This is a genomic window from Pseudomonas sp. R3-18-08, assembly GCF_003852065.1.
Taxonomy (GTDB): domain Bacteria; phylum Pseudomonadota; class Gammaproteobacteria; order Pseudomonadales; family Pseudomonadaceae; genus Aquipseudomonas.
On sequence record NZ_CP027729.1, the window covers coordinates 4,260,502 to 4,286,983 of the forward strand.

Consider the following 26,482-nt stretch of genomic DNA (forward strand, 5'->3'; position numbering starts at 1 on the left):
CCTCAGGCCGTCGCCGCCGATTCCAGGAAGTCCTGGGCAAAACGTTGCAACACGCCGCCCGCCTCGTAGATCGACACTTCTTCAGCGGTGTCCAGCCGGCAGGTCACCGGCACTTCGACACGCTCGCCATTCCTGCGGTTGATCACCAGGGTCAATTGCGCGCGCGGCGTGCGTTCGCCGACCACGTCATAGGTTTCGCTGCCATCGATCTTGAGGGTGTGGCGGTCGGTGCCCGGCAAGAATTCCAGGGGCAACACGCCCATGCCGACCAGGTTGGTGCGGTGGATGCGCTCGAAACCTTCGGCGGCGATCGCTTCCACACCGGCCAGGCGCACGCCCTTGGCCGCCCAGTCGCGGGACGAACCCTGGCCATAGTCGGCGCCCGCGATAATGATCAGCGGCTGCTTGCGTTCCATGTAGGTTTCGATGGCTTCCCACATGCGCGTGACCGTGCCTTCCGGCTCGATACGCGCCAGGGAGCCCTGCTTGACCTTGCCGTTTTCCTGCACCATTTCGTTGAACAGTTTCGGGTTGGCGAAGGTGGCGCGCTGTGCGGTCAGGTGGTCGCCCCTGTGAGTCGCGTAGGAGTTGAAGTCAACTTCCGGCAAGCCCATTTTCGCCAGGTACTCGCCGGCGGCGCTGTCCGGCATGATCGCGTTGGAGGGCGACAGGTGGTCGGTGGTGATGTTGTCCGGCAGCACGGCCAGCGGGCGCATGCCCTTGAGCGGACGTGCGCCGGCCAAGGCGCCTTCCCAATACGGCGGGCGGCGAATATAGGTGCTTTGCGGGCGCCAGTCGTACAGCGGGGTGACTTTGGGACCGGTGTCTTCGTGAATCGCGAACATCGGGATGTACACGGCGCGAAACTGTTCCGGCTTGACCGAGGCCTTGACCACTGCGTCGATCTCTTCGTCGCTCGGCCAGATGTCCTGCAGGCGGATTTCCTTGCCGTCGACGTCGAGCCCGAGCACGTCTTTCTCGATATCGAAACGGATGGTGCCGGCAATCGCATAGGCCACTACCAGCGGCGGCGAAGCGAGAAAGGCCTGCTTGGCGTACGGATGAATACGCCCATCGAAGTTGCGGTTACCGGACAGCACAGCGGTGGCGTAGAGGTCGCGGTCGATGATTTCCTGCTGGATCACCGGGTCGAGCGCACCGGACATGCCGTTGCAGGTTGTGCACGCGAAGGCCACCACGCCGAAACCGAGTTTTTCCAGCTCATGCCCCAGGCCGGCTTCTTCCAGGTACATGGCCACGGTTTTCGAGCCCGGCGCCAGGGACGACTTGACCCACGGCTTGCGCGTCAGCCCGAGCCGGTTGGCGTTGCGCGCCAGCAGGCCGGCGGCGATCACGTTGCGCGGGTTGCTGGTGTTGGTGCAACTGGTGATGGCGGCAATGATCACGGCGCCGTCGGGCATTTGCCCCGGCACGTCGTCCCACTGGCCGCTGATGCCTTTGGCCGCCAGGTCACGGGTGGCGACACGGGCGTGAGGGTTGCTCGGGCCCGCCATGTTGCGCACCACGCTGGACAGGTGGAACCTCAGGCCGCGCTCATATTGCGCGCCTTTCAGCTCGTCAGCCCACAGCCCGGTGTGGCGTGCGTACTGTTCCACCAGGGCGACCTGTTCCTCTTCGCGACCGGTGAGCTTCAGGTAGGCAATCGTCTGCTGGTCGATGTAGAACATCGCCGCGGTGGCGCCGTATTCCGGGGCCATGTTGGAGATGGTCGCACGGTCGCCCAAGGTCAGGGCCGAAGCGCCTTCACCGAAGAACTCCAGCCACGCACCGACGACTTTCTGTTGGCGCAGGAACTCGGTCAGCGCCAGCACCATATCGGTGGCGGTGATGCCCGGCTGCAGCTTGCCGGTCAGCTCCACCCCAACAATTTCCGGCAGACGCATCCATGAGGCACGCCCGAGCATCACGCTTTCGGCTTCAAGGCCGCCGACCCCGATGGCGATCACGCCCAGGGCATCCACATGCGGAGTGTGGCTGTCAGTGCCGACGCAGGTGTCCGGGAAGGCCACACCGTCGCGCACCTGAATCACCGGTGACATTTTCTCCAGGTTGATCTGGTGCATGATGCCGTTGCCGGGCGGGATCACGTCGACGTTCTTGAAGGCCTTTTTGGTCCACTCGATAAAGTGGAAGCGATCTTCGTTGCGGCGGTCTTCAATGGCGCGGTTCTTTTCGAACGCCTGCGGGTCGGCGCCACCGGCTTCGACAGCCAGGGAGTGGTCGACGATCAACTGGGTCGGCACCACCGGGTTGACCTGCGCCGGATCGCCGCCTTGCAGGGCGATGGCGTCGCGCAGGCCGGCGAGGTCTACCAGGGCGGTCTGGCCGAGGATGTCATGGCACACCACGCGGGCCGGGAACCATGGGAAATCGAGGTCACGCTTGCGCTCGATCAACTGGCTCAGGGAAGCATTGAGGGTGGCCGGGTCGCAACGACGCACCAGGTTTTCCGCGAGTACGCGGGAGGTATACGGCAAGGTGGCGTAGGCGCCGGGAGTGATTGCCTCGACAGCCGCGCGGGCGTCGAAGTAATCCAGGCGGCTGCCGGGAAGCGGTTTGCGAAATTCAGTGTTCATCGTCAGGACTCGGTCACGGTGATTACAAAAGGAGCCGACTGATCCAGGTGTGAAATGCAATCAAAATGTGGGAGGGGGCTTGCCCCCGATAGCGGTGGTTCAGTGCCTGCTGTATCGGCTGACAGATTGCTATCGGGGGCAGGCCCCCTCCCACATTTGATTCGGTTACCACTTCAGGATCGTCGATCTTCAGCGACGTTCGATTGGCACGAACTTGCGCTGCTCAACGCCGGTGTACTCGGCGCTTGGACGAATGATGCGGTTATTGGCGCGTTGCTCGAACACGTGCGCCGCCCAGCCGGTGAGCCGCGAACAAACGAAGATCGGCGTGAACAGCTTGGTCGGGATGCCCATGAAGTGGTACGCCGAGGCATGGTAGAAGTCGGCGTTGGGGAACAGCTTCTTCTGCTCCCACATGGTCTTGTCGATGGCTTCGGAAACCGCAAAAAGCACCGTGTCGCCCACTTCGTCAGCGAGTTTTTTCGACCAACCCTTGATCACTTCATTGCGCGGGTCGTTGTCTTTGTAGATGGCGTGGCCAAAGCCCATGATCTTGTCCTTACGCGCCAGCATGCCGAGGGTGCCTTCGACGGCCTCTTCGGCCGAACCGAAACGCTCGATCATCTCCATCGCCGCTTCGTTGGCGCCGCCGTGCAGCGGGCCGCGCAGGGAACCGATGGCGGCGGTGACGCAGGAATACAGGTCGGACAAGGTCGAGGCGCACACCCGGGCAGTGAAGGTCGAGGCGTTGAATTCGTGCTCGGCATAGAGGATCAGCGACACGTTCATCACTTTGACGTGCAGATCGCTCGGCTTCTTGCCATGCAGCAGGTGCAGGAAGTGCCCGCCGATACTGGGCTCGTCGGTGACGCAGTCGATGCGCTTGCCGTCGTGGCTGAAGCGGTACCAGTAGCACATGATCGCCGGGAACGCGGCGAGCAGGCGGTCGGTGACGTCACGCTGCACGCTGAAGTCTTTTTCCGGCTCGATATTGCCCAGGAACGAGCAACCGGTGCGCATCACGTCCATCGGGTGGGCGTCGGCGGGGATGCGTTCCAGCACTTCTTTCAACGCTTGCGGCAAGTCGCGCAGCTGGCTCAGCCTGGCGCTGTAGGCCGCCAGTTCGGTGCTGGTCGGCAGCTCGCCGTACAGCAGCAGGTAGGCGACTTCTTCAAATTGCGCATCGGCGGCCAGTTCACGCACGTCATAGCCGCGATAGGTCAAGCCGGCGCCGGCCTGGCCGACGGTCGACAGTGCGGTCTGCCCGGCCACCTGGCCACGCAGGCCGGCACCACTCAATACTTTTGCTTCAGCCATGGTTCTTCTCCAATTTTGTCGTTATTCAGGGAGGCGCGCGCTTTACTTTTTCGCGGCAAACAGCGCGTCGAGCTTCTGCTCGAAGGTGTGGTAGTCGATACGATCGTAAAGCTCCATGCGGGTTTGCATGGTGTCGATCACGTTCTGTTGCGTACCGTCGCGACGGATCGCGGTGTAGACGTTCTCGGCGGCCTTGTTCATGGCGCGGAAGGCCGAGAGCGGGTACAGCACGATGGAAACATCGGCAGATTTCAACTGTTCGGTGGTGAACAGCGGGGTCGCGCCGAATTCGGTGATGTTGGCCAGGATCGGCGCTTTCACCCGCGAGGCGAACAGCTTGTACATCTCAAGTTCAGTGATGGCTTCCGGGAACACCATGTCGGCACCGGCCTCGATGCACGCGGCGGCGCGCTCCAGGGCGGATTCCAAACCTTCCACGGCCAGGGCGTCGGTGCGGGCCATGATCACGAAGCTGTCATCGGTGCGTGCGTCCACGGCGGCCTTGATGCGGTCGACCATTTCCTGCAGGGACACGATCTCCTTGTTGGGCCGATGGCCGCAGCGCTTGGCGCCGACCTGGTCTTCGATGTGGATGGCCGCCGCGCCGAACTTGATCATCGACTTGACGGTGCGCGCCACGTTGAACGCCGAGGAACCGAAACCGGTGTCCACGTCCACCAGCAGCGGCAGGTCGCATACGTCAGTGATGCGGCGTACGTCGGTCAGCACGTCATCCAGGCCGGTGATGCCCAGGTCCGGAACACCCAGGGAGCCTGCAGCCACGCCGCCACCGGACAGGTAAATCGCCTTGAAGCCGGCGCGTTTGGCCAGCAAGGCGTGGTTGGCGTTGATTGCGCCGACCACCTGCAACGGCTGTTCACTGGCGACCGCGTCACGGAAACGCTGGCCTGGGGTGCTGTTGTTCGTGGAACTCATGACTCACCTCTATTTATTGGGGAGCGCCGTCCGGAAAGTGACGGGCGATGTTGCGTTTGGAAGCGCCGATATGCCGGCGCATCAACAGTTCGGCCAGTTCACCGTCGCGATCGGCAATCGCGTCAAGAATGCGGTGATGCTCGGCAAAGGCCTGGCGTGGACGATTGGGGGTGGCGGAAAACTGGATACGGTACATGCGCACCAATTGGTATAGCTCGCCGCAGAGCATCTGGGTCAGGGTGCGGTTGCCGGCGCCCTGGATGATCCGGTAATGAAAATCGAAGTCGCCCTCCTGCTGGTAATAGCCGACACCGGCCTGAAACGCAGCATCCCGCTCGTGGGTGTGCAATACCTCGCGCAGCTCTTCGATTTCCGCATCGGTCATGCGCTCGGCCGCCAGCCGGCACGCCATGCCTTCCAATGACTCGCGGATTTCATAGAGCTCGACCAGCTCGGCGTGGCTCAACGACACCACGCGGGCGCCGACGTGGGGCACCCGCACCAGCAGGCGCTGGCCTTCCAGGCGGTGAATCGCCTCGCGCAGCGGGCCACGGCTGATGCCATAGGTGCGCGCCAGCTCCGGTTCGGAAATCTTGGAGCCTGGGGCGATCTCGCCCTTGACGATGGCGGCCTGGATTCGCCGGAAGACGTTTTCCGACATAGTTTGGGATTCGTCCGACAGCGCCGGCGGAGATTCCGATTGATCCAGCATATTGTCGACACCTTTAAAAGCAATGCTGCAAAAACTAGCCAATTACCCCCACTTAGTCAAAGAATAAATCAACATTGTCGACAATCGTCTAATAACCTTCAGCGCGCGTGCACGAGCATGGCCGCCTGCCAGCGCTGGCGCCAAAAAAGCATCATGTTAGAATGCCCGCCGCATTTGCCTGACATCGCGAGATGAAATGGCGCACGAGGGAGCTTGCGCAGTAATGCCAGTCGCCTTGAATTTCGCACTGCATCGCCTCAGGAATTATGAGACTCAAGCCCTTCCCCCTACTGTTATGCCTACTGTCCCTGCCGAGCCTTGGCGTTGCCGCCGAGAAGACCGTGTATGGCCTGAATGAATATGCCAAGCTGGCGGGCCTCGACCTGGAAGTCGCGGCCAAGCTCGACACAGGCGCCAAGACCGCCTCGCTGAGTGCACGCGATATCAAACGCTTCAAGCGCAACGGGGAATCCTGGGTACGCTTCTACCTGGCCATCGATGCCGCCCATTCCCACCCCATCGAACGTCCATTGGCCCGCGTCAGCAAGATCAAGCGCCGTGCCGGTGATTACGATCCTGAGGAGGACAAGCAGTACACCGCTCGTCCGGTGATTGCCCTGGATATCTGCATGGGCAGCGCTTTACGCAGCATCGAAGTGAACTTGACTGACCGCAGCACCTTCCAATACCCGCTGCTGATCGGCTCCGAAGCGCTCAAGCGCTTTGATGCGCTGATCGACCCCAGCCTTAAATATGCAGCAGGCAAACCTGCCTGCGCCGCCGACGCTCATACCGCCGAGTAAACCGAATGCGCTCTCTGACCCTGCACCTGAAAATCCTGATCACCATTTTGGTGGTGCTGGGTATTTCGGTCACCGCCTACCAGATCTTCGTGCTGGGCATCCCTGTCACCGAGGACGCCACCGATGACTTGTGGAACATCGACGCGAAGGTCGAGTTCGTCGCCAACCCCAAGGACCCGGTCAAGGTTTCGATGTTCGTGCCGCCGTTGAGCCGCGACTTCGTCAGCCTCAATGAGAGCTTTATTTCGAACAACTACGGGGTGAGCGTCAATCGCGCCGACGGCAACCGCAAGGTCACCTGGTCGGCGCGCCGCGCCAAGGGCAACCAGACCCTGTATTACCGCCTGGTGCTGACCAAGCGCTACAGCGGTGAAAAGGTCAAGATCAAGGGCCCGACGTTCCGCGACAGCATCGCCGTGGAAGGGCCGGAAAAAATCGCCGCCGAAGCCTTGCTCGCGCCGATTCGCCAGCACTCGGCAGACGTCGAGACCTTTATTACCGAAGCCATCAAGCGCACCAACAACCTCAACGACGACAATGTGAAACTGCTGCTGGCGGGCGACCCGTCGACGTCGCACAAGGCCAAGATCGTTGAATTGCTGCTGTCCATCGCCCACGTACCGGTGGAAAAAGTCCATACCATTCGCCTCGTCGCCGACCAGCCGCAATCTCCGGAACTGTGGCTGCGCAGCTTCAACGGGAATGACTGGCTGTACTTCAACCCGGAAACCGGTGAACAAGGCCTGCCCGCCGACCGCTTGCTGTGGTGGACCGGCGATGAAAACCTGATCACGGTCGATGGCGGCAAGAAAGCCATGGTGACCTTCAGCCTGAACAACAGCGAAATGAACGCGATTCGCCTGGCCAAGCTGACCGACGAAAACACCGACGCCAACTTCCTCGAATACTCGCTGTACGGCCTGCCGCTGCAAACCCAGCAGACGTTCATGATCATGGTGATGATCCCGATTGGCGTGCTGGTGATCCTGATCCTGCGCAACCTGATCGGCCTGCAGACCCTCGGCACCTTTACCCCGGTGCTGATTGCCCTGGCCTTCCGCGAGACGCAACTGGGTTTCGGGATTGTGCTGTTTACAATCATTACCGCGCTGGGGCTGTCGCTCAGGTCCTACCTTGAGCACTTGAAACTGCAGATGCTGCCGAGGCTGTCGGTGGTGCTGACCTTCGTGGTGGTGCTGATTGCCGCCATCAGCCTGTTCAGCCACAAGCTGGGCCTGGAGCGAGGCCTGTCGGTGGCGCTGTTCCCGATGGTGATCCTGACCATGACCATCGAACGCCTGTCGATCACCTGGGAAGAGCGCGGCGCCAACCATGCGCTGAAAGTGGCGATCGGCACGCTGTTCGCGGCATCCCTGGCGCACATCATCATGAGCGTGCCGGAGCTGATCTACTTCGTGTTCACCTTCCCGGCGATCCTGCTGATCCTGGTGGGCTTCATGCTGGCCATGGGTCGTTATCGCGGCTACCGCCTGACCGAACTGGTACGTTTCAAGGCATTCCTGAAGGCTGACTCCTGATGTTCGGCTTCTGGAAGACCTGGAAGGCCCTGGAAGCGCGCGGGATCATGGGCATCAACCGGCGTAACGCCGACTACGTGCTCAAGTACAACAAGCGCAGCCTGTACCCGATCGTGGATGACAAGATCATCACCAAGGAACGGGCCATGGCGGCCGGTATTCACGTACCTGAAATGTATGGAGTCATCTCCACCGAGAAGGAAATCGACAAGCTCGACGCAATCATCGGTGGGCGCAGCGACTTCGTGATCAAGCCCGCCCAGGGCGCCGGCGGCGACGGCATCCTGGTGGTGGCGGACCGCTTTGAGGGGCGCTATCGCACGGTGTCCGGCAAGATCATCAGCCATGAGGAAATCGAGCACCAGATTTCCAGCATTCTCACCGGCCTGTACTCCCTCGGCGGCCACCGCGATCGCGCCTTGATCGAATACCGCGTGGTACCCGACCAGATCTTCAAGAGCATCAGCTACGAAGGCGTTCCGGACATCCGCATCATCGTGCTGATGGGCTACCCGGTGATGGCGATGCTGCGCTTGCCAACGCGCCAGTCCGGTGGCAAGGCCAACCTGCACCAGGGCGCGATAGGTGTGGGTGTAGACCTCGCCACCGGCCTGACCTTGCGTGGCACCTGGCTGAACAACATCATCACCAAGCACCCCGATACCACCAACGCGGTGGACGGCGTACAACTGCCCAACTGGGACGGCTTCATGAAGCTGGCGGCCGGCTGCTATGAACTGTGCGGCCTGGGCTATATCGGTGTGGACATGGTGCTGGACCAGGAAAAAGGCCCGCTGATCCTGGAATTGAACGCGCGGCCGGGGCTGAATATCCAGATCGCCAACGACTGCGGCCTGACTCTGCGCACCCATGCGGTGGAGGCGCGACTGGAAGAGCTGAAAGCCGCTGGCGTGAGCGAAACGCCGGAAGAACGGGTGAAGTTCGTACAAGAGATGTTTGGCCATATACCGCCCGTGGAAGGCTGATCCGGCCTTCGAACTGTCTATCCCCGACATCCCCTCTAGGAGCAAATCCTACAGGGGACTACAATCCCCTCCCCCGCGCCACTGGCTGATCCACCCCCGCATGTCGACCTGTTCCGTATACCCGTTACCCTATCGGGCCAACCCCGCCGAGTATTTTGCGGCGATTCGCCATGCGCCCGGTGCGGTGCTGCTCGACAGCGGCCGCCCGGCGGCCGAGCGTGGCCGTTATGACCTGCTCAGCGCCTGGCCTGAAGCGACCTTGGCGGTTGAGCCTGAAGAAAGCGGCGGCGATTTCCTGCAACGTTTGCGCAAAAGCCTGACGCATTTGGGCGAAGCGGCATTGCCCGCTGGCTTGGAGCTGCCGTTTGCCGGAGGCTTGATCGGTTATCTGAGTTACGATTTCGGCCGACACCTGGAACAGATGCCGCACCTGGCGGTAGACGACTTGCACCTGCCGGACGCGCGCTTCGGACTGTATGCCTGGGCGCTGATCAGCGATCACGCTGCGCAGTCCAGCCAACTGGTATTCCACCCCAGTCTCGCAGACAGCGAACGGCAACGCCTGATCAGCCTGTTCAGCGCCGGCGTCGTCGACAGGTCTGCGGCGTTCAAGTTGCAAGGTCCCATGGCACCGGACCTGACGGCCGAGGCCTATCGGCAGGCCATCGTGCGTATTCAGGACTATATCGAGGCCGGCGATTGCTACCAGGTCAACTTCGCCCAGCGCTTTCGCGCGCCCTGCATCGGTGATCCATGGTCCGCCTATTGCGCGCTGCGCGAGGCCTGCCCGACGCCGTTTTCCGGGTTCCAGAGCCTGCCGGAAGGTGGCGCGGTGCTGAGCCTGTCGCCGGAACGCTTCGTCAAGGTCAGCCAGCGCCAGGTTGAAACCCGCCCGATCAAAGGCACCCGCCCCCGCGGCCCGACGCCGCAAGAAGATGCGGCACACGCCGCCGACCTCTTGGCCAGCCCCAAGGACCGCGCGGAAAACCTGATGATCGTCGACCTGCTGCGCAACGACCTCGGCCGCAGTTGCCGTATCGGCTCGGTAAAAGTCCCCGAGTTGTTCAGCCTGGAAAGCTACCCCAACGTGCACCATCTGGTGAGCAGCGTCACCGGCACATTGGCCGACGATAAAGATGCCCTCGACCTCATCGCCGGCAGCTTCCCAGGCGGTTCTATCACTGGTGCGCCGAAGATCCGCGCGATGCAGATCATCGACGAACTGGAACCGACCCGACGCGGCCTGTACTGCGGTTCGCTGATGTACCTGGACGTGCGCGGCGAAATGGACAGCTCTATCGCCATCCGCAGTTTGCTGGTCAAGGACGCGCAGGTGTGCTGCTGGGGCGGCGGCGGGATCGTAGCGGACTCGCAGTGGGAGGCGGAATATCAGGAGTCCCTGACCAAGGTACAGGTGTTGTTACACACGTTGGAAGGCCTCTAGCACCCAAGCCACTCCTGCCGCTGAGGGCAGCGAGTTCGGCACGAAAAAACCTGAATCAGAACGGTAATGGACCAACAGTGAGCGGCGCGATAGCGTCCGACTTCCGCCGCCCACCGCCGTCTGTGAAGGATCACATATGCCACTCAATCGTCAGAGCTTGTTTCAGGGATTGCACGCTCATCTACTCGGCTCTAATATCTCCCAATATGGGAGGAAAGAGCGATGCATCCGCTTCGTCGGCACCCACGCGCAGTACGACACAATCAATGCGGAGACCGTGTAATGAACATCAAACCTATTCACTCTCAAGAAGACCTGGCCGCTGCGCTCGCGCGCGTCGAGCAGATGTGGGGAGCGGCCATCGGCAGTGCCGAAGGTGACGAGCTGGAAATTCTCGCTGTTCTGATTGAGAAGTACGAGGCGGAACACTTTCCGATGCCGCCTTCGGACCCAGTGGAAGCGATCAAATTCCGCATGGAACAAATGGGCTTGACAGCCCGCGATCTGGAGCCATTCATCGGCCCCAGCGGGCGAGTTTCAGAAGTGTTGAACGGCAAGCGCAAGCTGAGCCTGGCGATGATCAAACGCCTGCATGAGGGATTGTGTATCCCATATGAACGGTTACTGGCGGGCATTTAGGCGCAGCTGGGAGGGCCATGTGGAGAGGGCTTGCTCCCGATGAGGCCATCAGCCGCGCCAGATAATTTACAGGCTCAACTGTCGGCTGGACGCCTTGATAAACTCCCGCTTCAAATCCTCAAACGTATGCACCGCCGGAAACTGCGGGAACTCGCGAATCACATTCTCCGGCGCATGGAATAGAATCCCTCGGTCTGCCTCACCCAGCATGGTGGTGTCGTTATAGGAATCCCCCGCCGCAATCACTCGGTAGTACAGTGTCTTGAACGCCAATACCGACTGGCGCTTGGGATCTTTCTGACGCAGTTGGTAGCTGACCACCCGGTCGTTTTCATCCGTGATCAGGCGATGGCAAAGCAAGGTCGGAAAGCCCAGCTGGCGCATCAGCGGCTGAGAGAATTCGTAAAAGGTGTCGGAGAGGATCACCACCTGGAAGCGCTCGCGCAGCCAGTTGACGAACTCGATAGCGCCGTCCAGTGGCTTGAGGGTGGCAATCACTGCCTGGATATCGGCAAGCTTGAGCCCGTGCTCATCGAGGATACGCAGGCGCTGCTGCATCAACACGTCGTAGTCGGGAATGTCACGGGTAGTGGCGCGCAGGGATTGGATACCGGTTTTTTCGGCGAAGGCAATCCAGATTTCCGGAACCAGTACCCCTTCCAGGTCGAGACAGGCAATTTCCACAGGACACTCCGTTCGTATTATTCAAGTTGAGCGAGCAAAAGGACTGCCGAACTCTAGCGACTCAAGCACGCCGCCGCAACGCAGGGTAGATTTTGATACCATCGCCCCCTATAGAGCGCTCAGCGCCACTGACCTGTAGGAACCGTCCTGATGAACCAAGCCTTCGACGTCGTTGAACTCGCCACGACCTATGCCAACAAGTCCGCCCAGGACATCCTCAAGCTGGCGTTCAGCCAGTTCGGTGACGACCTGTGGATTTCCTTCAGCGGCGCCGAGGATGTGGTGCTGGTGGACATGGCCTGGAAGCTGAACAAGAACGTCAAGGTGTTCAGCCTCGACACCGGTCGCCTGCACCCGGAAACCTACCGGTTCATCGAACAGGTGCGTGAGTTCTACAAGATCGACATCGAACTGATCTCGCCGGACCAGAGCAAGCTGGAACCCTTCGTCAAAGAGAAGGGCCTGTTCAGCTTCTATAAGGACGGTCATGGCGAGTGCTGTGGCATACGCAAGATCGAACCGCTGCGCCGCAAACTCGCAGGCGTGCGCGCCTGGGCCACCGGCCAGCGCCGCGACCAGAGCCCGGGCACCCGCAGCCAGGTGGCCGCGCTGGAAATCGATACGGCGTTTTCTACCCCTGAACGTACCTTGTACAAATTCAACCCGCTGGCGCAGATGACCAGCGAGGAGATCTGGGGTTATATCCGCATGCTGGAGCTGCCCTACAACAGCCTGCATGAACGCGGTTTTATCAGCATCGGCTGCGAGCCCTGCACCCGTCCTGTACTGCCGAACCAGCATGAGCGCGAAGGGCGTTGGTGGTGGGAGGAAGCCACGCAGAAGGAATGCGGGCTGCACGCCGGAAATATCATCAGCAAGACTAAGGCCTGACACAGCAACCCCTGTGGGAGGGGGCTTGCTCCCGATGGCGTAGTGTCAGGCACTGTATGGGGTGGCTGACCCGGCGCTATCGGGAGCAAGCCCCCTCCCACATTTGTTTTGTATTCCCTATAAAAATGTACACATAGCTGTAACCATCGGTGTCATTTATGTGTGCAATCCGGTACTCGCCGCACCAAAACGTAACACTTTATTCCTCTCGGCTTCCGTCCTCCTGAGTCTGCCCCCTTCCTCATAAAAATAAATAGCTGTTCGAACGGTCAATTTATATCGCTTTCAATTCAGCGAGTTATTTCAATAATTGATAAAAACGAAATTAACCGTAGTTTTGATAGACCGAAAACTGGCACGCATGTGGCTTAAGGTGAAATACGCTTTGTATACAATAAATACAAAACCTACATACACTTTGCCATCTGCTGCTCTGCTGCGGATGCGCTGGAGCCTGCCGGAATGCGTACAAGCCTCTCGAATGACATCGCACTGGATCTGCCCTCCTCCGCCCTGAATCCCGAGGCCGCAAGCCCCGGCCCGCTGGTACTCAGCTCACGCCTGCACAACAAGGATCTCGCGCCGACCAAGGTCGAGGGTCGTCGCTGGGGGCGCTACAGCATCTTCGCGTTGTGGACCAATGACGTGCACAACATCGCCAACTATTCATTCGCCATCGGCTTGTATGCATTGGGCCTGGGCGGCTGGCAGATCCTGCTGTCTTTGGGGATCGGTGCGGCACTGGTGTACTTTTTCATGAACTTGTCGGGGTATATGGGCCAGAAGACCGGCGTGCCATTTCCCGTGATCAGCCGTATCAGCTTCGGTATTCATGGAGCACAGATTCCGGCGTTGATCCGCGCCGTGATTGCGATTGCCTGGTTCGGTATTCAGACCTACCTGGCTTCGGTGGTTTTCCGTGTGTTGTTGACGGCCGTTCATCCGGGGTTTGCCGACTATGATCACAACGCAATCCTCGGCCTGTCATCGCTCGGCTGGGCGTGCTTCGTGGCGATCTGGCTGGTGCAATTGGTGATCCTGGCCTATGGCATGGAAATGGTACGTCGCTATGAAGGGTTTGCCGGACCGGTGATTCTGCTCACCGTGGCCTCGCTGGCCGGCTGGATGTACTTCCAGGCGGGCGGCAACATTGCCTGGTCGATCCGCGAACCGCTGAGCGGCGGCGAGATGTGGCGCAATATCTTTGCCGGAGGTGCGCTGTGGTTGGCGATCTACGGCACGCTGATCCTTAACTTCTGCGACTTCGCCCGCTCCTCGCCTTGCCGCAGGACGATCCTGGTGGGTAATTTCTGGGGCCTGCCGGTGAATATCCTGGTGTTCGCCGCCATCACCGTGCTGCTGTGCGGCGGGCAGTTCCAGCTCAATGGCCGGGTAATCGAAAGCCCGACTGAAATCATCGCCGCCATTCCCAATACCTTCTTCCTCGTGCTCGGTTGCCTGGCCTTCCTGATCGTTACCGTGGCGGTGAATATCATGGCCAACTTCGTCGCCCCGGCGTTTGTGCTGAGCAACCTGGCGCCCAAGTACCTGAACTTCCGTCGCGCGGGCCTGATCAGCGCCACCGTGGCGGTGCTGATCCTGCCGTGGAACCTCTACAACAGCCCGCTGGTGATCGTGTATTTCCTTTCCGGGCTGGGCGCACTGCTGGGGCCGTTGTATGGGGTGATCATGGTTGACTACTGGCTGATCCGCAAAAGCCAGGTGGATGTGCCGCAACTGTATAGCGAAGACGCGCAGGGCGTTTATTACTACAGCCGCGGCGTGAATCTGCGCGCGGTGGCGGCGTTCGTTCCGGCAGCGGTGATCGCCATTCTGTTGGCATTGTTGCCTGGGTTTGCCAGCGTCTCGCCGTTCTCCTGGCTGTTTGGCGCCGGTATTGCAGGGTTGCTGTACCTGCTGATCGCCAAGCGCCAGCCGTTCTACGCCGATGTCAGCGGCGAAAGCATTGCAGTCGATAACGCCAGTCATTAAACAAGGAGCTTCCATGCGCATCCTCGTGGTCAACGTCAACACCACTGAATCCATCACACAAACCATCGCTCAGCAGGCGCGCAGCGTGGCCTCGCCGGGCACCGAGATTGTCGGACTCACGCCCTACTTCGGCGCCGAGTCGGTGGAGGGCAACTTTGAAAGCTACCTGGCCGCCATCGCGGTAATGGATCGCGTAATGGCCTACGACCAGCCATTCGATGCGGTGATCCAGGCCGGCTACGGCGAGCATGGCCGCGAAGGCCTGCAGGAATTGCTCAACGTGCCGGTGGTGGATATCACCGAGGCCGCGGCCAGCACGGCGATGTTCCTGGGCCACGCCTACTCGGTGGTGACCACCCTGGACCGCACAGTGCCGTTGATCGAAGACCGGCTGAAACTCGCCGGCCTGTACCAGCGCTGCGCCTCAGTGCGCGCCAGCGGCATGGCGGTGCTGGAGCTGGAAGCAGACCCACTGGCCGCCATGCAAGCCATCGTGCGCCAGGCGGAACTGGCCATCCTTGAGGATAAGGCAGAAGTGATCTGCCTGGGATGCGGCGGCATGGCCGGGCTGGACGAGCAGATTCGCCAGCATACCGGGGTGCCGGTGGTGGATGGGGTGACGGCGGCGGTGACCATCGCCGAGTCGCTGGTGCGGTTGGGTTTGTCGACGTCGAAGATCAGGACCTATGCAACGCCCAGGTCAAAGAAAGTCATCGGTTGGCCCGGCAAGTTCGGGCACTGAGGATCAACTGTGGGAGGGGGCTTGCTCCCGATTGCGGTGTATCAGCCAGCTTATCTATAGCTGACCCACCGCTATCGGGAGCAAGCCCCCTCCCACATTTTGTTCACTGCAGGGCAGCTAGATCGCACTGAATCGCTGCCCCAACCGTCGCTCGACAAACTGCTCGATCACAAAATCCACAAACGCCCGGGTCTTGCCCGGCAGCAGTTTGTGCTCGGCGTAGTAGATGGAGATATTGCCGTCGTCCACATACCAGTCCGACAACACCCGCACCACCGCACCGCTGTCGAGGAACGGCACAGCCATCGGCATGCTGACCAACGCAATGCCCAGGCCCTGGGCACTGGCGCAGCAGGCGGCTTCAGAATCGCTCATGGTCATCGCGGGTTTGAGCACCAGTGGGCTGTGCTCACGCTCGCGGTGGGTCAGTTGCCATGAGCGCACCCTGCCGGTTTGCGGTGAGCGGATCAGGATGCCATGGCAGCGCGACAAATCCTCGGGCGTACGCACCGCAGGGCGTTGCGCCAGGTAAGCCGGTGAAGCCACCAGCACCCGGTGCGCCGGCGTCAACTTGCGCGCCACCACGCCTTGGGGCAGTTCAAAGCCACCGCCAATCGCAGCGTCAAAGCCCTGGCCGATCAAGTCGACCTGGCGGTTATCGAAATGCCAATCCGGGCTGATAGCCGGGAAGCGTCGCATGAACTCACCCAGCAACGGCACCACATACCGATTGCCAAATACGGTGCCCATGCTGACCTTCAGCGTGCCCACCGGCCGCCCTTCGGCGCTGGCCAGGTTGGCCACCGCATTTTGAATCGTGGTGAGGCTGCCGCTGACTTCGTCGAGGAACAGCTTGCCGGCTTCGGTCAAGGTCAGGCGGCGGGTGCTGCGCTGAAACAGCCTGACGCCCAGGCGCGCTTCCAGCTTGGCCACGCTTTTGCCGACCGCTGCCGGCGTCAGGCTCAGGTGCCGCGCAGCCTCCGCGAAGCTACCGCCTTCGGCGCTGCGCACAAAGCATTCGATACTGCCAAAGCTTTCCATATCGCCCACTCTAAACTTTTGGTTTACACAGACTATAGCAATCATGCTCTACCGGTATCGGTGGGCGAGGTCGATACTCGGCTCATCAACCACTTGGAGATCGACATGACCCCATCTACCCTCACTGGCAAAGTCGCCTTGGTTCAAGGCGGTTCCCGCGGCATCGGCGCAGCCATCGTCAAGCGCCTCGCCGCGCAAGGCGCCGCTGTTGCCTTTACCTACATCAACTCGGCCGCCAAGGCTGAAGCCTTGCAGAACAGCGTGATCAGCGCAGGCGGCAAAGCCCTGGCGATTCAGGCCGACAGCGCCGATGCCACGGCGATTCGCAACGCAGTCAACGTCACAGTCGACACCTTCGGGCGCCTGGATATTTTGGTGAACAATGCAGGAGTGCTGGCCATCGCGCCGCTGGAAGCGTTCAAGCTGGAAGACTTCGATCAGACCCTGGCAATCAACGTGCGCAGTGTCTTTATCGCCACTCAGGAGGCCGCCAGGCACATGGGCGAAGGCGGCCGGGTGATCAATATCGGCAGCACCAACGCCGAGCGCATGCCGTTTGGCGGTGGTGGTCCGTATGCGATGAGCAAGGCGGCGTTGGTCGGTTTGACCAAAGGCCTGGCGCGCGACCTGGGGCCACGGGGTATCACCATCAATAACGTGCAGCCAGGGCCGGTGGATACCGACATGAACCCGGCGAACAGTGATTTTGCCGAGAGCTTGATTGGGCTGATGGCGGTGGGTCGGTATGGGCATGTGGAGGAAATTGCCAGCTTCGTGGCGTACCTTGCCGGGCCGGAAGCCGGGTACATCACAGGCGCCAGCTTGACTATCGACGGTGGCTTCAGCGCCTGAGGTCTGTGCAACAACCGCACACCCCATGTGGGAGGGGGCTTGCCCCCGATTGAGGTGGATCAGCTATTGATAAGTTGGCTGATACACCGCTATCGGGAGCAAGCCCCCTCCCACATTTTTCCGGGTTGAATCAAGTCATGGGCGGCAGGCCGTAAGCAGCCAGGTCGAAATCCGCAAGTTTGCGGATGATGTGGTCGGCATGCTGATACTTGCTGTCGGCCATGGCCTCATCGGGCACGGCGATGGCGGTCATGTGCGCCGCTTTCGCTGCCGTCACGCCGAACGGCGAGTCCTCGAACACCAGGCAATCCTCGGGCGCCACACCCAGGCGGCGCGCGGCAGTGAGAAAGATGTCCGGCGCAGGCTTGGCGGCACCGACTTCCGGGTCGTCGGCGGTCACGATGGTGTCGAACAGGCCAAACCAATCGCGGTGCAAGGTGGTCTTGTGGCCGAACGAGTTGCGCGACGAACTGGTGCCCACCGCAATCGGGATGTTATGCGCCTTCAAATGCCGCACCAACGCCTCGGCGCCGGGCATGCCCAGGGCTTTGGGGAAACGCTCGCTCATCAGCGGTTCACGAATCTGCAGAAACTCAGCCGGCGTGATCGGCAAGTCCAGCGCCTTGACCACATAGTCCGCCAAGTCCTGGGCACCGCGCCCAATGATGTGCTGCTTGATGCTCCAGTCATAGGTGCGGCCATAGCGTTCGGCGATGATCTGCGTGACTTCGGTGTAGATGCCTTCGGTGTCCAGCAACAACCCGTCCATATCGAAAATCACAGCCTTGATCGGGACAGCGGTACGCGGTGCGTTCATCACAACAGAACCCTGGAGGAAGGACTAAAAGGATTCAGCACAATAACGGCCCTGGTTGCTTGCAGGCAACCTTCCTGAAGCCTGGATCGGGTATTCATACCAGGCAACAGTTTTATCAACCGGCACGCGCGGCGCACGTCTAGGGTTTGTGTGTGGGAGCGACCAGCCTTTGACCAGGGCCCGAAAATACACCTTGCAAACCTTATAAAAGACTTATTAACCTCCAATGAATTCGATCCACTGGACCCGTAAATCCGTCAAACAGCTACTTCGGCTGCATACCTATCATCAGCAACAGGTACGCGATGCGGTGTCGGCGCTTGAGCGCATGCCCGACGCAGTCAATGTCAAGAAGCTGGTTGATTACCCTCACGGCTATCGGCTTCGGGTAGGTCATTACCGCGTAGTGTTCGACTGGGACGGGGACATTCATGTGGTCAGCATTCAAGAGGTCAAGAAACGTGACGAGCGAACCTACTGCCGTACAGATCATCCACAATACCGAGGGCAAGCCAGCCTTCGTGGTGATTCCCTATGAACACTATGTGGCCCAGCAAAACGACCCGAATCTTATTCCTCATGCTGTCGTCAGTCGCTTGGTGGATGGAGCTACGCCTATACGTGCCTGGCGCGAGCACCTGAACCTCACCCAGGAAGAAGTCGCCAAGCGACTGGGCATTTCACAATCTGCATTCGCCCAGCAAGAAGCGGTAAACAAACCGCGTCGGACCACGCGGGAAAAGATTGCCAAGGCATTTGGTATAAACGCCTGTCAACTTGAGCTATGACCTCGTGCTGTACATGCACCTGATCCGACGCTATAGACAGCTTTGAGACAGCCGCACTGGTGAAGAATCAGGCTCCCTCTGCCCCTTCATAGACGCCGCCATGTCCGAAGCCTTCGAAGTCCCCAGCCCCCACGAAAAACATCTCGAGCACACCACCGAACATGCCCACGGCCGTGGCGACACCTTCGCCAGCCGTATCGCGGTGATGACCGCGATCATGGCCACCGTTGGCGCCATGCTCAGCTACCAGGCCGGCTCCAGCGAAAGCGAGGCGGCGATGGACAAGAACAACGCCGCCATTATCAAGACAGAAGCCGCCAACCAATGGAATTACTATCAGGCCAAATCCAGCCGCCAGAACCTGGCGGAACTGGCCACGCACATTCCCGGCGTGGATGCCGCCCACTACAACGACGAAATCCAGCGCTATAAAAGCCAGAAGGAAGATGTGCGCAAACAGGCCGAAACGCTTGAAGCCAGCTCACGGGAATGGGACCGCAAATCCGAAGAAGCGCTGCACCAGCATCATCGCTGGGCCCAGGCGATGACGGCGATTCAGATTGCGATTTCGTTGGCGGCGATCACCTTGCTCACGCGTAAGGAATGGCTCAAGCGCCTGTCGTACGCGGCCGGCGGCGTGGCCCTGGTACTCGGCAGCCTGGCTTGGCTGCATCTCTGACCAAACGCGGGCAACTGTGGGAGGCGGCCTGACTGTCGCCGCATAAAATGAAACCGTGGCGCGCTGATTTCAATCCGCCATCTGAGCGATTAAAGTGTCGCGCCTCGAGAATTGAATCTCGAGATTCAGCCCATGGAGTTACGCGTGAAGTACATCAGTAAAGTAGTTGCAGCAGCCGTTCTTGGTTTCACCCTGGCAGGTTGCACCGGCACCGCCATGAAAACCCAGCAATACGACGCCAGCCAATACACCGTGCTCGGCCACAGCGAAGCCAGCGCCACCGGCATTATGCTGCTGGGTATTATCCCGATCGGCCAGAACAGCCGCTTCGTCCGCGCCCAGGATGCAGCCATCAAGGCCAAAGGCGGCGACGCCATGATCAACACCCAAGTGCAGGAAAAATGGTTCTGGGCCTGGGTACTGAACGGCTACACCACCAAGATTTCCGGTGATGTGGTCAAGTTGAAAACCGCGCAATAAGTAAGTCGCCGGGCGCAGAGCCTGGCAAGCGACGTTTCATGGGCCTGACTTCAGGGGATGGCCCATGAACCTCAGCAGTATTGACGTAATCGTGGCTGTCCTATTACTTAACAGTACTGGCCTGCTAAGTTGCGTGCTTGATCAAGTTGAAAACGCGGATACACCGATAATCTAAGGTTCACATTTTCCGTTATCACACGTCCCCTTATATGCCCTTCAATTGTCAGCTTCCACTCACGGTAACTGGCGGGCATGCATCGAAAGCAGGGGCGATAGCCTGCCAATCGTGCGGTCTGTTCATCGATAAAAAACACACGATCCTTCACATACCCGCCTTTGCTCAATGCCCGTAGTGCAGCCGGGCAGTCCAGGCGCCCGTAGATTTTGCTTCCTTTATGCCCGCCAAACTGACCCGGCTTGGAACTGAGGGCGGGTTTGCCGTGGGAATCCATGACTTTCCATCGCCTCATTACGCACCCTCCCCCATCCGGTGCAGTTCATCCGACAACGTGTGCAGCGTGCATGCTCTTCTCGCGCTCGATCAACTCGCGCTTACGCTCCACTCCCCAACGGTAGCCTGACAAAGATCCATCACTGCGCACCACGCGATGGCATGGAATCGCCACCGCGAGTTTATTAGCCCCGCATGCGTTAGCCACTGCACGGGTGGCGCTGGGCATACCAATCCGCGCGGCGACCTGGGCGTATGTCTCGGTCGTTCCTGCAGGGATATCCCTCAGTGCCTGCCAAACCCGCTCCTGGAATACGGTGCCACGGATGTCCAACGGCAGGGCAAAACCGGTGCCCGGCGATTCGACAAAGCCGACGACAGTGGCCACCAGCGCCTCGAACTCGGCGTCGCCGCCAATCAGGTTGGCGTTGGGGAACTGGTCCTGAAAACTCTCCACCAGCACATTAGGGTCATCGCCCAATAAAATCGCGCAAATGCCGCGCGCGCTTCTGGCCACCAGGATCGAGCCCAGCGCGCTTTCGCCCAGTGCGAATTTGATATCCACATTGGCCCCCCTGCGCGGTACTCGGTGGGTTTCATGCCGAGGATATTTTGTGATGCCTCATAGAATCGGCTATTGGAGTTATAGCCCGCCTCATAAAGAGCGTCGGTGATGGTGCCACTGAGCGAAAGCTGGTCTCTGACGCGCGAACGCAACGAAGCGACGCTGTAGGCTTTAGGCGTGAGGCCCGTAAGTTTCTTGAAGACTCGATGGAAGTGGAAGCTGCTCATGCCCACCTGTTCGGCCAGATCACCCAGGTTGGGAACCACGTCCGATGCATCGATAAGCCGGCAGGCCTCGGCAACAGCCACCGCATGCTTCTGGGCGACGGCCGCCGGGTTGCTGCTGTCGCGCTTGGAGGGGCGAAAGCCCGCCCTTTCGGCTTCATCTGCGGTGTCAAAAAACACGATATTTTCCGGCCGAGGCAGCTTGGTCGGACTGAAGGGTTTGCAGTAAACCCCGGTGGTCAGCACGCCGTAGACGAAATCGAGGTTTGCATCAGCCTGGCGGCTGACGAGAATATTCCAGCGCGGATCGTCCTCGGCCCTTAGCACGGGCTGGGTGGTGTGGTCTTTAACGCATTCCATGGCAATGCCCCCATCTTCGCAATTTGCACAAGCCTATCGCTATTGAGCCGCGTTAAAACTCCGAGTCTTGCTTTCAAATTCGAACGCTTGGCCGTTCCATCACTGCGCATCATGGAATATTACGCCAAGGGTAAACCGCTCCCCCGCTCTGACCTCGCTCACGCCGTGGCGCGTAAATACGGAATAGAAGCCCCGCGCCCCCTTCACGGGCCTGCGGTTGACAGCAAAAATCACTGCATCGCCCTTGCGCAGCGGCACTACGTTGACCCTGGACTGCATCCGTGGCCGCTGTTCGGTAAGCACGAATTCGCCGCCGCTAAAGTCGTCATTGGGCTCAGACAGGAGGATAGCCATCTGCACGGGAAACAGGATGTCTCCATACAGGTCGCGGTGCAGGCAATTGTAGTCTCCTGCACCGTAGCGCAGCAGCAGCGGTGTGGGGCGCTCTTGCCGGGCGTCGTGGCACTGGCTTAGAAAGTCTTCGTGGCGTTCGGGATAGGGAGGTTCGAGGCCAAGTTTAGTGTTCCAATAGTTGGCCAGTGGGACCATCTGCGGGTAAACACAGGATCTCAATGTGGCGATAATCGACGGCAGCGGGTAGGCAAAATATTTATATTGGCCTGAACCGAAGCCGTGCCTGCTCATATTGATACACGACCTGAAAATGTCCGGCTCGCAGTAGCTATCGATAAGACGCTGGCAGACGTCTGGGTCGAGCAGGTTCTCGATGACGGTAAAGCCGCTGGCGTTTACGCGATGAAGATGCTCACTCCAGTTTTCGCAAGCGAGCCTTGTTTCCAATGCCCTATCGACCATTGCCATTCCCTTGTGGATTGCATGATTGTCAACATACCGCAGGCAATCCACGGGAGCCTCCGGTTTGTTGCTATCAAATTAATCCAGTGAACCGGCATGGGTTTCTTGGAGGCAGCAACTATCGCGAACGACCTGACGACAAGGACACCGCTCCAAAATCCGATTGGGGGGAACAAAAACCGTAGAATGCAAAAAGGCCCCATTTATGGGGCCTTTAGGTATCAATATGGCGGTGAAGGAGAGATTCGAACTCTCGATACAATTTCTTGTATACACACTTTCCAGGCGTGCTCCTTAAGCCACTCGGACACTTCACCGTATCTCGTCAAACCAGTTCAGTCTGTCGAGGCGCGCTAATGTAGTCGAAAGCCTTTCTGATGGCAAAGGTTTTTTTCAGAATTTTCATGCGGTTAGACGGGTATGCCGAACAGCGTCTGTGTATGGGGGTGATTGTGCCAATCTCGGGCATGGCTCGGGATGGTCTACGCTGGCTGTGGTGCCCTGCCCCAGGCGCTCCGCTGCCGGGTGTGAAGCGAAAGCCTGACTGGGCAGTCAGTCACGGCGCTTTACCCGCGCGGGCGTGGTGGGTAACGTTTGCTGCATCTTCTATAACAAGTCCTACAAGGAACCGCGTCATGAGTGAGTTGATTGCCTACCACCTCGAAGACGGTATCGCGACCCTGACCCTGAGCAACGGCAAGGTAAATGCCATTTCTCCCGCCGTGGTCAGTGCGTTCAATGCGGCGCTGGATCAGGCGGAGAAGGATCGGGCGGTGGTGGTGATCACGGGCACGCCTGGGATTCTGTCGGGGGGTTATGATTTGAAGGTGATGACGGCCGGCCCTAAAGAGGCCATCGGCCTGGTGACGTCGGGCTCGACGCTGGCGCGTCGGCTGTTGGCGCATCCGTTCCCGGTGATTGTGGCGTGCCCTGGGCATGCGGTGGCCAAGGGTGCGTTCCTGCTGCTGTCGGCGGATTACCGGATTGGTGTGGAAGGCCCGTTCAGCATTGGCCTGAATGAAGTGGCGATTGGCATGACCATGCACCACGCCGGTATCGAGCTGGCGCGGGATCGTCTGCGCAAGTCGGCGTTTCATCGGTCGGTGATCAATGCCGAGATGTTTGACCCGCAAGGCGCTTTGCAAGCGGGCTTCCTCGACAAGGTGGTAGCGCCGGAAGAATTGCACGCGGCGGCACTGGAAGCGGCGCGGCAGTTGAAGAAGATCAATATGAATGCGCACAAACACACCAAGTTGAAAGTGCGCAAGGCACTGCTGGATGCGTTGGATGATGCAATCATTCAGGACCAAGGCCATAACCTGATTTAACGTCCCACACTTGCGGTACCGAAGCCCGACCTTGAGTCGGGCTTTTTCTTACAATCCAAGCCGAAATAACCCGGGCCGCTCTAGACAGGCGTTATCGGCACACGTTGAAACATGTGCTTAAACATCGCCTATCTCCTACCTCTGCAGGGGCAATTGCCGAATACAGTGCACATCCGTACACTGCGCCACCTTTTGTCCCGGTGAGCCGCGTCGATGCTTTTTCTGTTACGTATGTTGTTGATGGGCCTGCACTTTATAGTCGCCGGCGTACTGGGCGTGCTGTTGGGGATCTGCCGGCCGTTCAATCCGGACAACAGCCGTCTGTGCGCACGCCTTTACGCGCTGCCAGCGATGTGGATCCTGCGCCTGAACGTGAAAGCCGATGTCGACTCCCTGCGTAACAAGGCCGGCACCTGCGTGGTGATCGCCAACCACCAGTCCAACTACGATCTGTTTGTGCTCGGCACCGTGGTGCCCCACCGCACGGTATGCATCGCCAAGAAGAGCCTGAAATGGGTGCCGTTGTTCGGCCAGTTGTTCTGGCTGGCCGGCAATGTGTTGATCGACCGCGGCAATGCGCACAAGGCGCGCCGGGCCATGCTCACCGTTACCCGCACCTTGCAACACGAAGACACGTCTATCTGGGTGTTTCCAGAAGGCACGCGCAACCTGGGCAAAGGTTTGTTGCCGTTCAAAAAAGGCGCGTTCCATATGGCGATTGCGGCCGGTGTGCCGATCGTGCAGGTCTGTGTCAGTCATTACGTCACGCATATGCGACTTAATCGCTGGAACAGTGGGGATGTGCTCATACGTTCGTTGGCGCCGATTCCTACTGCCGGAATGACTGCGGATGACGTTCCGGCGTTGATGCAAGTGTGTCAGGCGCAGATGGATGAGTGCATTGCGCAGATGGATCGCGAGCTGCAAAGCGCTTGAACGCCTGCGCCGTACAGGCGACGCGGAGCGTCACGGGAGGCATTCCCACGCAGAGCGTGGGAACGATCGCTCCTCGCTACAACGGAACGCCATTCAGGCTAAGCTGCCCAACATCTGTCCTCTTGATAAGAAGTGATCAGCACCATGGGTAGAGTCGTTGCGGCCGCCGTCTACAGCGCCGGAAAGAAAGTCACTGATATCACCCTCGACGAAGGCGCGGCCTGGGCCGCCAAACCCGGCCACTTTGTGTGGATCGGCCTGGAAGAGCCCAGTGCTCAGGAGCTGAACAACCTGCAACGCCAGTTCAACCTGCACGAACTGGCGATCGAAGACGCCATGGAAAAGCACAGCCGCCCGAAGCTCGAAACCTTCGGCGACGCGCTGTTTATCGTCACCTATTCACCGGTGCGGGAGAACGGCAAGCTGGAGTTTATCGAAACCCATATCTTCGCCGGCAATGGCTACATCATCACCGCCCGTAATGGACACTCAGCGTCCTACGGTTTTGTGCGCCAGCGTTGTGAGGCACGTCCGTTGTTGCTGGAGCATGGGGAAGACTTCGTACTCTATGCCTTACTGGATTTCGTCACGGAAAACTATCAGCCGGTCAGCGAGGCGATCCACGCCGAGATCGATGAACTGGAGCGCAACGTGCTGTGCAGTTCCCTGAGCGAGCGCGACATCCAGAACCTTCACGGCCTGCGCCGCGACGTGTTGCGGCTCAAGCGCTATGTGGCGCCGATGGTGGAGATCAGCCAGGAACTGCAGAAGCTGAGCTTCCCGTTTATCGACAAGAACATGCGCCCGTATTTCCGTGATGTGCAGATCCACGTCACGCGGCAGATGGAAGACCTGACGACCCTGCGCGATATCGCCAGCCAGACCATCGAGATCGGCGTGTTACTGGAGGCCTCGCGCCAGAGCGTGGTGCAGCGCAAGTTCGCCGCTTGGGCGGCGATCCTCGCGTTCCCCACGGCGGTCGCGGGGATTTATGGGATGAATTTCCAGAACATGCCCGAGCTGCAATGGCACTACGGCTATTTTGCAGTGCTCGGGTTGATTGCGGTGGGATGCGTCAGCCTGTGGGCAAGCTTCAAGCGTTCGGGTTGGCTTTAGGTGTGTGCGCCACAAAGCGCATCATCCATTCCGCCACGGTCGCGCCATGGTGGTCACGCTCCAGGCTGGCCACGCCGTTGGTGTAGACCTTTTCGCCCAGGGTTGTCTGAAGAATCTCGAGCAGTTCGCGGGAATAGTCGTGAACAAATTCCGGATGGCCCTGGAAGCACAACACCTGGTCACCGATGTGATACGCCGCGATGGGGCAAAACTCGCTCGAGGCAATGACCGTGGCATTTTCCGGCAGGGTCGTGACCTGGTCCTGGTGGCTGATCAATAGCGTCAGTTCCGGCACTTGCGGGCTCATCCAGGGTGCCTTGGCATCGATGGTGTAGTCGTGAATGCCCATGCCCCAGCCTTGGCTGGCGCGTTCGGTCTTGCCGCCTAGCAGCAACGCCAGCAATTGGTGGCCGAAGCAGATACCCAATAACTTGTCGCCGCGCTCGTAGCGCTGGAGCACGTAGGTCTTGAGAGTCTGGATCCACGGGTCGGTGCCGAACGAGTCGGCTTTACTGCCGGTGATCAGGTACGCGTCAAAGGCTTCGTCATCCGGCGGGTATTCACCCTGCACCACGTTGTAAACCACAAACTCTGCGGCAATCGGCTGCTTGGCAAACAGGCGCTTGAACATCTGCCCGTAACCTTGGTACTGATCGATCAGGCCTGGACGCAGGATATCGGTTTCCAGGATGCAGACGCGTAGCGACATAAAAAATACCTGACACGGCGATGGGAATATTGAACACCC

25 protein-coding genes, 1 tRNA gene and 2 pseudogenes are annotated in these 26,482 nt (G+C 59.7%); 16 read left to right on the top strand and 12 right to left on the bottom strand.

The features are described from left to right. Positions 1-2: 2 nt before the first annotated feature. The 4 genes from acnD to C4J92_RS19460 form a co-directional block, all read right to left on the bottom strand. Positions 3-2,597, bottom strand: coding sequence for a Fe/S-dependent 2-methylisocitrate dehydratase AcnD (gene acnD / locus C4J92_RS19445; RefSeq protein WP_124404969.1), 2,595 nt, complete (start codon positions 2,595-2,597; stop codon positions 3-5). Between the two features lie 189 nt (positions 2,598-2,786). Continuing rightward, a complete protein-coding gene (prpC, locus tag C4J92_RS19450) occupies positions 2,787-3,914 on the bottom strand; it encodes a 2-methylcitrate synthase (RefSeq protein WP_124404970.1) in 1,128 nt (375 codons plus the stop codon). Positions 3,915-3,956: 42 nt separating this feature from the next. Then, entirely contained in the window at positions 3,957-4,850 is an 894-nt protein-coding gene (gene prpB, locus C4J92_RS19455; protein ID WP_124363946.1) for a methylisocitrate lyase, read from the bottom strand. Between the two features lie 13 nt (positions 4,851-4,863). Next, positions 4,864-5,562, bottom strand: coding sequence for a GntR family transcriptional regulator (locus C4J92_RS19460; protein WP_124404971.1), 699 nt, complete (start codon positions 5,560-5,562; stop codon positions 4,864-4,866). 266 nt (positions 5,563-5,828) lie between these two features. Between C4J92_RS19460 and C4J92_RS19465 the strand changes: the two genes are divergently transcribed. The 5 genes from C4J92_RS19465 to C4J92_RS19485 all read left to right on the top strand — a co-directional run bounded on the left by C4J92_RS19465 (position 5,829) and on the right by C4J92_RS19485 (position 10,972). Then, complete coding sequence (locus C4J92_RS19465; RefSeq protein WP_124367970.1) at positions 5,829-6,365, top strand: ATP-dependent zinc protease; 537 nt, start codon at positions 5,829-5,831, stop codon at positions 6,363-6,365. A gap of 5 nt (positions 6,366-6,370) precedes the next feature. Beyond that, on the top strand, positions 6,371-7,903 hold the full coding sequence (locus C4J92_RS19470) for an inactive transglutaminase family protein (RefSeq protein WP_124363949.1): 1,533 nt from the start codon (positions 6,371-6,373) through the stop codon (positions 7,901-7,903). Further along, on the top strand, positions 7,903-8,889 hold the full coding sequence (locus tag C4J92_RS19475) for an alpha-L-glutamate ligase-like protein (protein WP_124404972.1): 987 nt from the start codon (positions 7,903-7,905) through the stop codon (positions 8,887-8,889). Before C4J92_RS19470 ends, C4J92_RS19475 begins: the two co-directional genes overlap by 1 nt. 100 nt (positions 8,890-8,989) lie before the next feature. Continuing rightward, positions 8,990-10,333, top strand: a complete 1,344-nt coding sequence (pabB, locus tag C4J92_RS19480) for an aminodeoxychorismate synthase component I (RefSeq protein ID WP_124404973.1) — start codon at positions 8,990-8,992, stop codon at positions 10,331-10,333. A gap of 282 nt (positions 10,334-10,615) precedes the next feature. Then, a complete protein-coding gene (locus tag C4J92_RS19485) occupies positions 10,616-10,972 on the top strand; it encodes a type II toxin-antitoxin system HigA family antitoxin (protein WP_124404974.1) in 357 nt (118 codons plus the stop codon). Between the two features lie 66 nt (positions 10,973-11,038). Here the strand turns inward: C4J92_RS19485 and thrH are convergent, their stop codons facing one another. Continuing rightward, on the bottom strand, positions 11,039-11,656 hold the full coding sequence (gene thrH, locus C4J92_RS19490) for a bifunctional phosphoserine phosphatase/homoserine phosphotransferase ThrH (RefSeq protein WP_124404975.1): 618 nt from the start codon (positions 11,654-11,656) through the stop codon (positions 11,039-11,041). A gap of 150 nt (positions 11,657-11,806) precedes the next feature. On the opposite strand from thrH, the gene C4J92_RS19495 reads away from it, so the two are divergent. From C4J92_RS19495 to C4J92_RS19505, 3 genes are all read left to right on the top strand, one after another. Continuing rightward, on the top strand, positions 11,807-12,547 hold the full coding sequence (locus tag C4J92_RS19495) for a phosphoadenylyl-sulfate reductase (RefSeq protein ID WP_124363955.1): 741 nt from the start codon (positions 11,807-11,809) through the stop codon (positions 12,545-12,547). Between the two features lie 462 nt (positions 12,548-13,009). Continuing rightward, a complete protein-coding gene (locus tag C4J92_RS19500; RefSeq protein ID WP_124404976.1) occupies positions 13,010-14,539 on the top strand; it encodes an NCS1 family nucleobase:cation symporter-1 in 1,530 nt (509 codons plus the stop codon). Between the two features lie 13 nt (positions 14,540-14,552). Further along, positions 14,553-15,281 (top strand): aspartate/glutamate racemase family protein, encoded by a 729-nt coding sequence (locus C4J92_RS19505; RefSeq protein WP_124404977.1) that lies wholly within the window; start codon positions 14,553-14,555, stop codon positions 15,279-15,281. A gap of 117 nt (positions 15,282-15,398) precedes the next feature. On the opposite strand, the gene C4J92_RS19510 is transcribed toward C4J92_RS19505, so the two are convergent. Continuing rightward, a complete protein-coding gene (locus C4J92_RS19510) occupies positions 15,399-16,322 on the bottom strand; it encodes a LysR family transcriptional regulator (protein WP_124404978.1) in 924 nt (307 codons plus the stop codon). 105 nt (positions 16,323-16,427) lie between these two features. Here C4J92_RS19510 and C4J92_RS19515 point away from each other — a divergent pair, with 105 nt between their 5' ends. Next, the gene (locus tag C4J92_RS19515; RefSeq protein ID WP_124404979.1) at positions 16,428-17,174 is read left to right on the top strand and encodes a 3-oxoacyl-ACP reductase family protein; all 747 of its coding nucleotides are present in this window, start codon (positions 16,428-16,430) and stop codon (positions 17,172-17,174) included. A 130-nt stretch (positions 17,175-17,304) separates the two neighbouring features. Here C4J92_RS19515 and C4J92_RS19520 read toward each other — a convergent pair whose 3' ends face one another. Then, a complete protein-coding gene (locus tag C4J92_RS19520) occupies positions 17,305-17,991 on the bottom strand; it encodes an HAD-IA family hydrolase (RefSeq protein ID WP_124404980.1) in 687 nt (228 codons plus the stop codon). Between the two features lie 226 nt (positions 17,992-18,217). On the opposite strand from C4J92_RS19520, the pseudogene C4J92_RS19525 reads away from it, so the two are divergent. The 4 genes and pseudogenes from C4J92_RS19525 to C4J92_RS19540 all read left to right on the top strand — a co-directional run. After that, positions 18,218-18,469 (top strand): annotated as a pseudogene (locus C4J92_RS19525) (type II toxin-antitoxin system RelE/ParE family toxin); the annotation flags it as partial. Continuing rightward, positions 18,423-18,779 (top strand): helix-turn-helix domain-containing protein, encoded by a 357-nt coding sequence (locus C4J92_RS19530; RefSeq protein ID WP_164485268.1) that lies wholly within the window; start codon positions 18,423-18,425, stop codon positions 18,777-18,779. The pseudogene C4J92_RS19525 and the gene C4J92_RS19530, both read left to right, overlap by 47 nt. Positions 18,780-18,879: 100 nt before the next feature. Then, entirely contained in the window at positions 18,880-19,458 is a 579-nt protein-coding gene (locus C4J92_RS19535; RefSeq protein ID WP_124404982.1) for a DUF4337 domain-containing protein, read from the top strand. Between the two features lie 144 nt (positions 19,459-19,602). After that, positions 19,603-19,938, top strand: coding sequence for a hypothetical protein (locus C4J92_RS19540; RefSeq protein ID WP_124367983.1), 336 nt, complete (start codon positions 19,603-19,605; stop codon positions 19,936-19,938). A 107-nt stretch (positions 19,939-20,045) separates the two neighbouring features. Here C4J92_RS19540 and C4J92_RS19545 read toward each other — a convergent pair whose 3' ends face one another. The 4 genes and pseudogenes from C4J92_RS19545 to C4J92_RS19560 form a co-directional block, all read right to left on the bottom strand. After that, positions 20,046-20,408, bottom strand: coding sequence for an Ada metal-binding domain-containing protein (locus tag C4J92_RS19545; protein ID WP_124404983.1), 363 nt, complete (start codon positions 20,406-20,408; stop codon positions 20,046-20,048). A gap of 27 nt (positions 20,409-20,435) precedes the next feature. Next, a pseudogene (gene ada / locus C4J92_RS19550) lies at positions 20,436-21,538 on the bottom strand (bifunctional DNA-binding transcriptional regulator/O6-methylguanine-DNA methyltransferase Ada). Between the two features lie 99 nt (positions 21,539-21,637). Then, positions 21,638-22,354 carry a 2OG-Fe(II) oxygenase gene (locus C4J92_RS19555; RefSeq protein ID WP_124405834.1) on the bottom strand — a complete coding sequence of 239 codons (717 nt, stop codon included), beginning with the start codon at positions 22,352-22,354 and terminating at the stop codon, positions 21,638-21,640. A gap of 227 nt (positions 22,355-22,581) precedes the next feature. Next, a tRNA-Ser gene (locus C4J92_RS19560) sits at positions 22,582-22,671 on the bottom strand. Positions 22,672-22,989: 318 nt separating this feature from the next. Between C4J92_RS19560 and C4J92_RS19565 the strand changes: the two genes are divergently transcribed. The 3 genes from C4J92_RS19565 to C4J92_RS19575 all read left to right on the top strand — a co-directional run bounded on the left by C4J92_RS19565 (position 22,990) and on the right by C4J92_RS19575 (position 25,734). After that, a complete protein-coding gene (locus tag C4J92_RS19565) occupies positions 22,990-23,682 on the top strand; it encodes a crotonase/enoyl-CoA hydratase family protein (RefSeq protein WP_124367986.1) in 693 nt (230 codons plus the stop codon). 213 nt (positions 23,683-23,895) lie between these two features. Further along, positions 23,896-24,618, top strand: a complete 723-nt coding sequence (locus C4J92_RS19570; protein ID WP_124404984.1) for a 1-acyl-sn-glycerol-3-phosphate acyltransferase — start codon at positions 23,896-23,898, stop codon at positions 24,616-24,618. Positions 24,619-24,762: 144 nt separating this feature from the next. Then, complete coding sequence (locus C4J92_RS19575; RefSeq protein ID WP_124404985.1) at positions 24,763-25,734, top strand: magnesium and cobalt transport protein CorA; 972 nt, start codon at positions 24,763-24,765, stop codon at positions 25,732-25,734. Here the strand turns inward: C4J92_RS19575 and C4J92_RS19580 are convergent. After that, positions 25,712-26,443, bottom strand: a complete 732-nt coding sequence (locus tag C4J92_RS19580; RefSeq protein ID WP_124404986.1) for an amidotransferase — start codon at positions 26,441-26,443, stop codon at positions 25,712-25,714. The genes C4J92_RS19575 and C4J92_RS19580 overlap by 23 nt on opposite strands. Positions 26,444-26,482 lie beyond the last annotated feature (39 nt).

What these genes read in the sequence shown, in the direction of transcription:
- acnD (WP_124404969.1), bottom strand. Translation starts at nt 2,597, where the DNA reads ATGAACACTGAATTTCGCAAACCGCTTCCCGGCAGCCGCCTGGATTAC.
- prpC (WP_124404970.1), bottom strand. Translation starts at nt 3,914, where the DNA reads ATGGCTGAAGCAAAAGTATTGAGTGGTGCCGGCCTGCGTGGCCAGGTG.
- prpB (WP_124363946.1), bottom strand. Translation starts at nt 4,850, where the DNA reads ATGAGTTCCACGAACAACAGCACCCCAGGCCAGCGTTTCCGTGACGCG.
- C4J92_RS19460 (WP_124404971.1), bottom strand. Translation starts at nt 5,562, where the DNA reads ATGCTGGATCAATCGGAATCTCCGCCGGCGCTGTCGGACGAATCCCAA.
- C4J92_RS19465 (WP_124367970.1), top strand. Translation starts at nt 5,829, where the DNA reads ATGAGACTCAAGCCCTTCCCCCTACTGTTATGCCTACTGTCCCTGCCG.
- C4J92_RS19470 (WP_124363949.1), top strand. Translation starts at nt 6,371, where the DNA reads ATGCGCTCTCTGACCCTGCACCTGAAAATCCTGATCACCATTTTGGTG.
- C4J92_RS19475 (WP_124404972.1), top strand. Translation starts at nt 7,903, where the DNA reads ATGTTCGGCTTCTGGAAGACCTGGAAGGCCCTGGAAGCGCGCGGGATC.
- pabB (WP_124404973.1), top strand. Translation starts at nt 8,990, where the DNA reads ATGTCGACCTGTTCCGTATACCCGTTACCCTATCGGGCCAACCCCGCC.
- C4J92_RS19485 (WP_124404974.1), top strand. Translation starts at nt 10,616, where the DNA reads ATGAACATCAAACCTATTCACTCTCAAGAAGACCTGGCCGCTGCGCTC.
- C4J92_RS19495 (WP_124363955.1), top strand. Translation starts at nt 11,807, where the DNA reads ATGAACCAAGCCTTCGACGTCGTTGAACTCGCCACGACCTATGCCAAC.
- C4J92_RS19500 (WP_124404976.1), top strand. Translation starts at nt 13,010, where the DNA reads ATGCGTACAAGCCTCTCGAATGACATCGCACTGGATCTGCCCTCCTCC.
- C4J92_RS19505 (WP_124404977.1), top strand. Translation starts at nt 14,553, where the DNA reads ATGCGCATCCTCGTGGTCAACGTCAACACCACTGAATCCATCACACAA.
- C4J92_RS19510 (WP_124404978.1), bottom strand. Translation starts at nt 16,322, where the DNA reads ATGGAAAGCTTTGGCAGTATCGAATGCTTTGTGCGCAGCGCCGAAGGC.
- C4J92_RS19515 (WP_124404979.1), top strand. Translation starts at nt 16,428, where the DNA reads ATGACCCCATCTACCCTCACTGGCAAAGTCGCCTTGGTTCAAGGCGGT.
- C4J92_RS19520 (WP_124404980.1), bottom strand. Translation starts at nt 17,991, where the DNA reads ATGAACGCACCGCGTACCGCTGTCCCGATCAAGGCTGTGATTTTCGAT.
- C4J92_RS19530 (WP_164485268.1), top strand. Translation starts at nt 18,423, where the DNA reads ATGTGGTCAGCATTCAAGAGGTCAAGAAACGTGACGAGCGAACCTACT.
- C4J92_RS19535 (WP_124404982.1), top strand. Translation starts at nt 18,880, where the DNA reads ATGTCCGAAGCCTTCGAAGTCCCCAGCCCCCACGAAAAACATCTCGAG.
- C4J92_RS19545 (WP_124404983.1), bottom strand. Translation starts at nt 20,408, where the DNA reads ATGAGGCGATGGAAAGTCATGGATTCCCACGGCAAACCCGCCCTCAGT.
- C4J92_RS19555 (WP_124405834.1), bottom strand. Translation starts at nt 22,354, where the DNA reads ATGGTCGATAGGGCATTGGAAACAAGGCTCGCTTGCGAAAACTGGAGT.
- C4J92_RS19565 (WP_124367986.1), top strand. Translation starts at nt 22,990, where the DNA reads ATGAGTGAGTTGATTGCCTACCACCTCGAAGACGGTATCGCGACCCTG.
- C4J92_RS19570 (WP_124404984.1), top strand. Translation starts at nt 23,896, where the DNA reads ATGCTTTTTCTGTTACGTATGTTGTTGATGGGCCTGCACTTTATAGTC.
- C4J92_RS19575 (WP_124404985.1), top strand. Translation starts at nt 24,763, where the DNA reads ATGGGTAGAGTCGTTGCGGCCGCCGTCTACAGCGCCGGAAAGAAAGTC.
- C4J92_RS19580 (WP_124404986.1), bottom strand. Translation starts at nt 26,443, where the DNA reads ATGTCGCTACGCGTCTGCATCCTGGAAACCGATATCCTGCGTCCAGGC.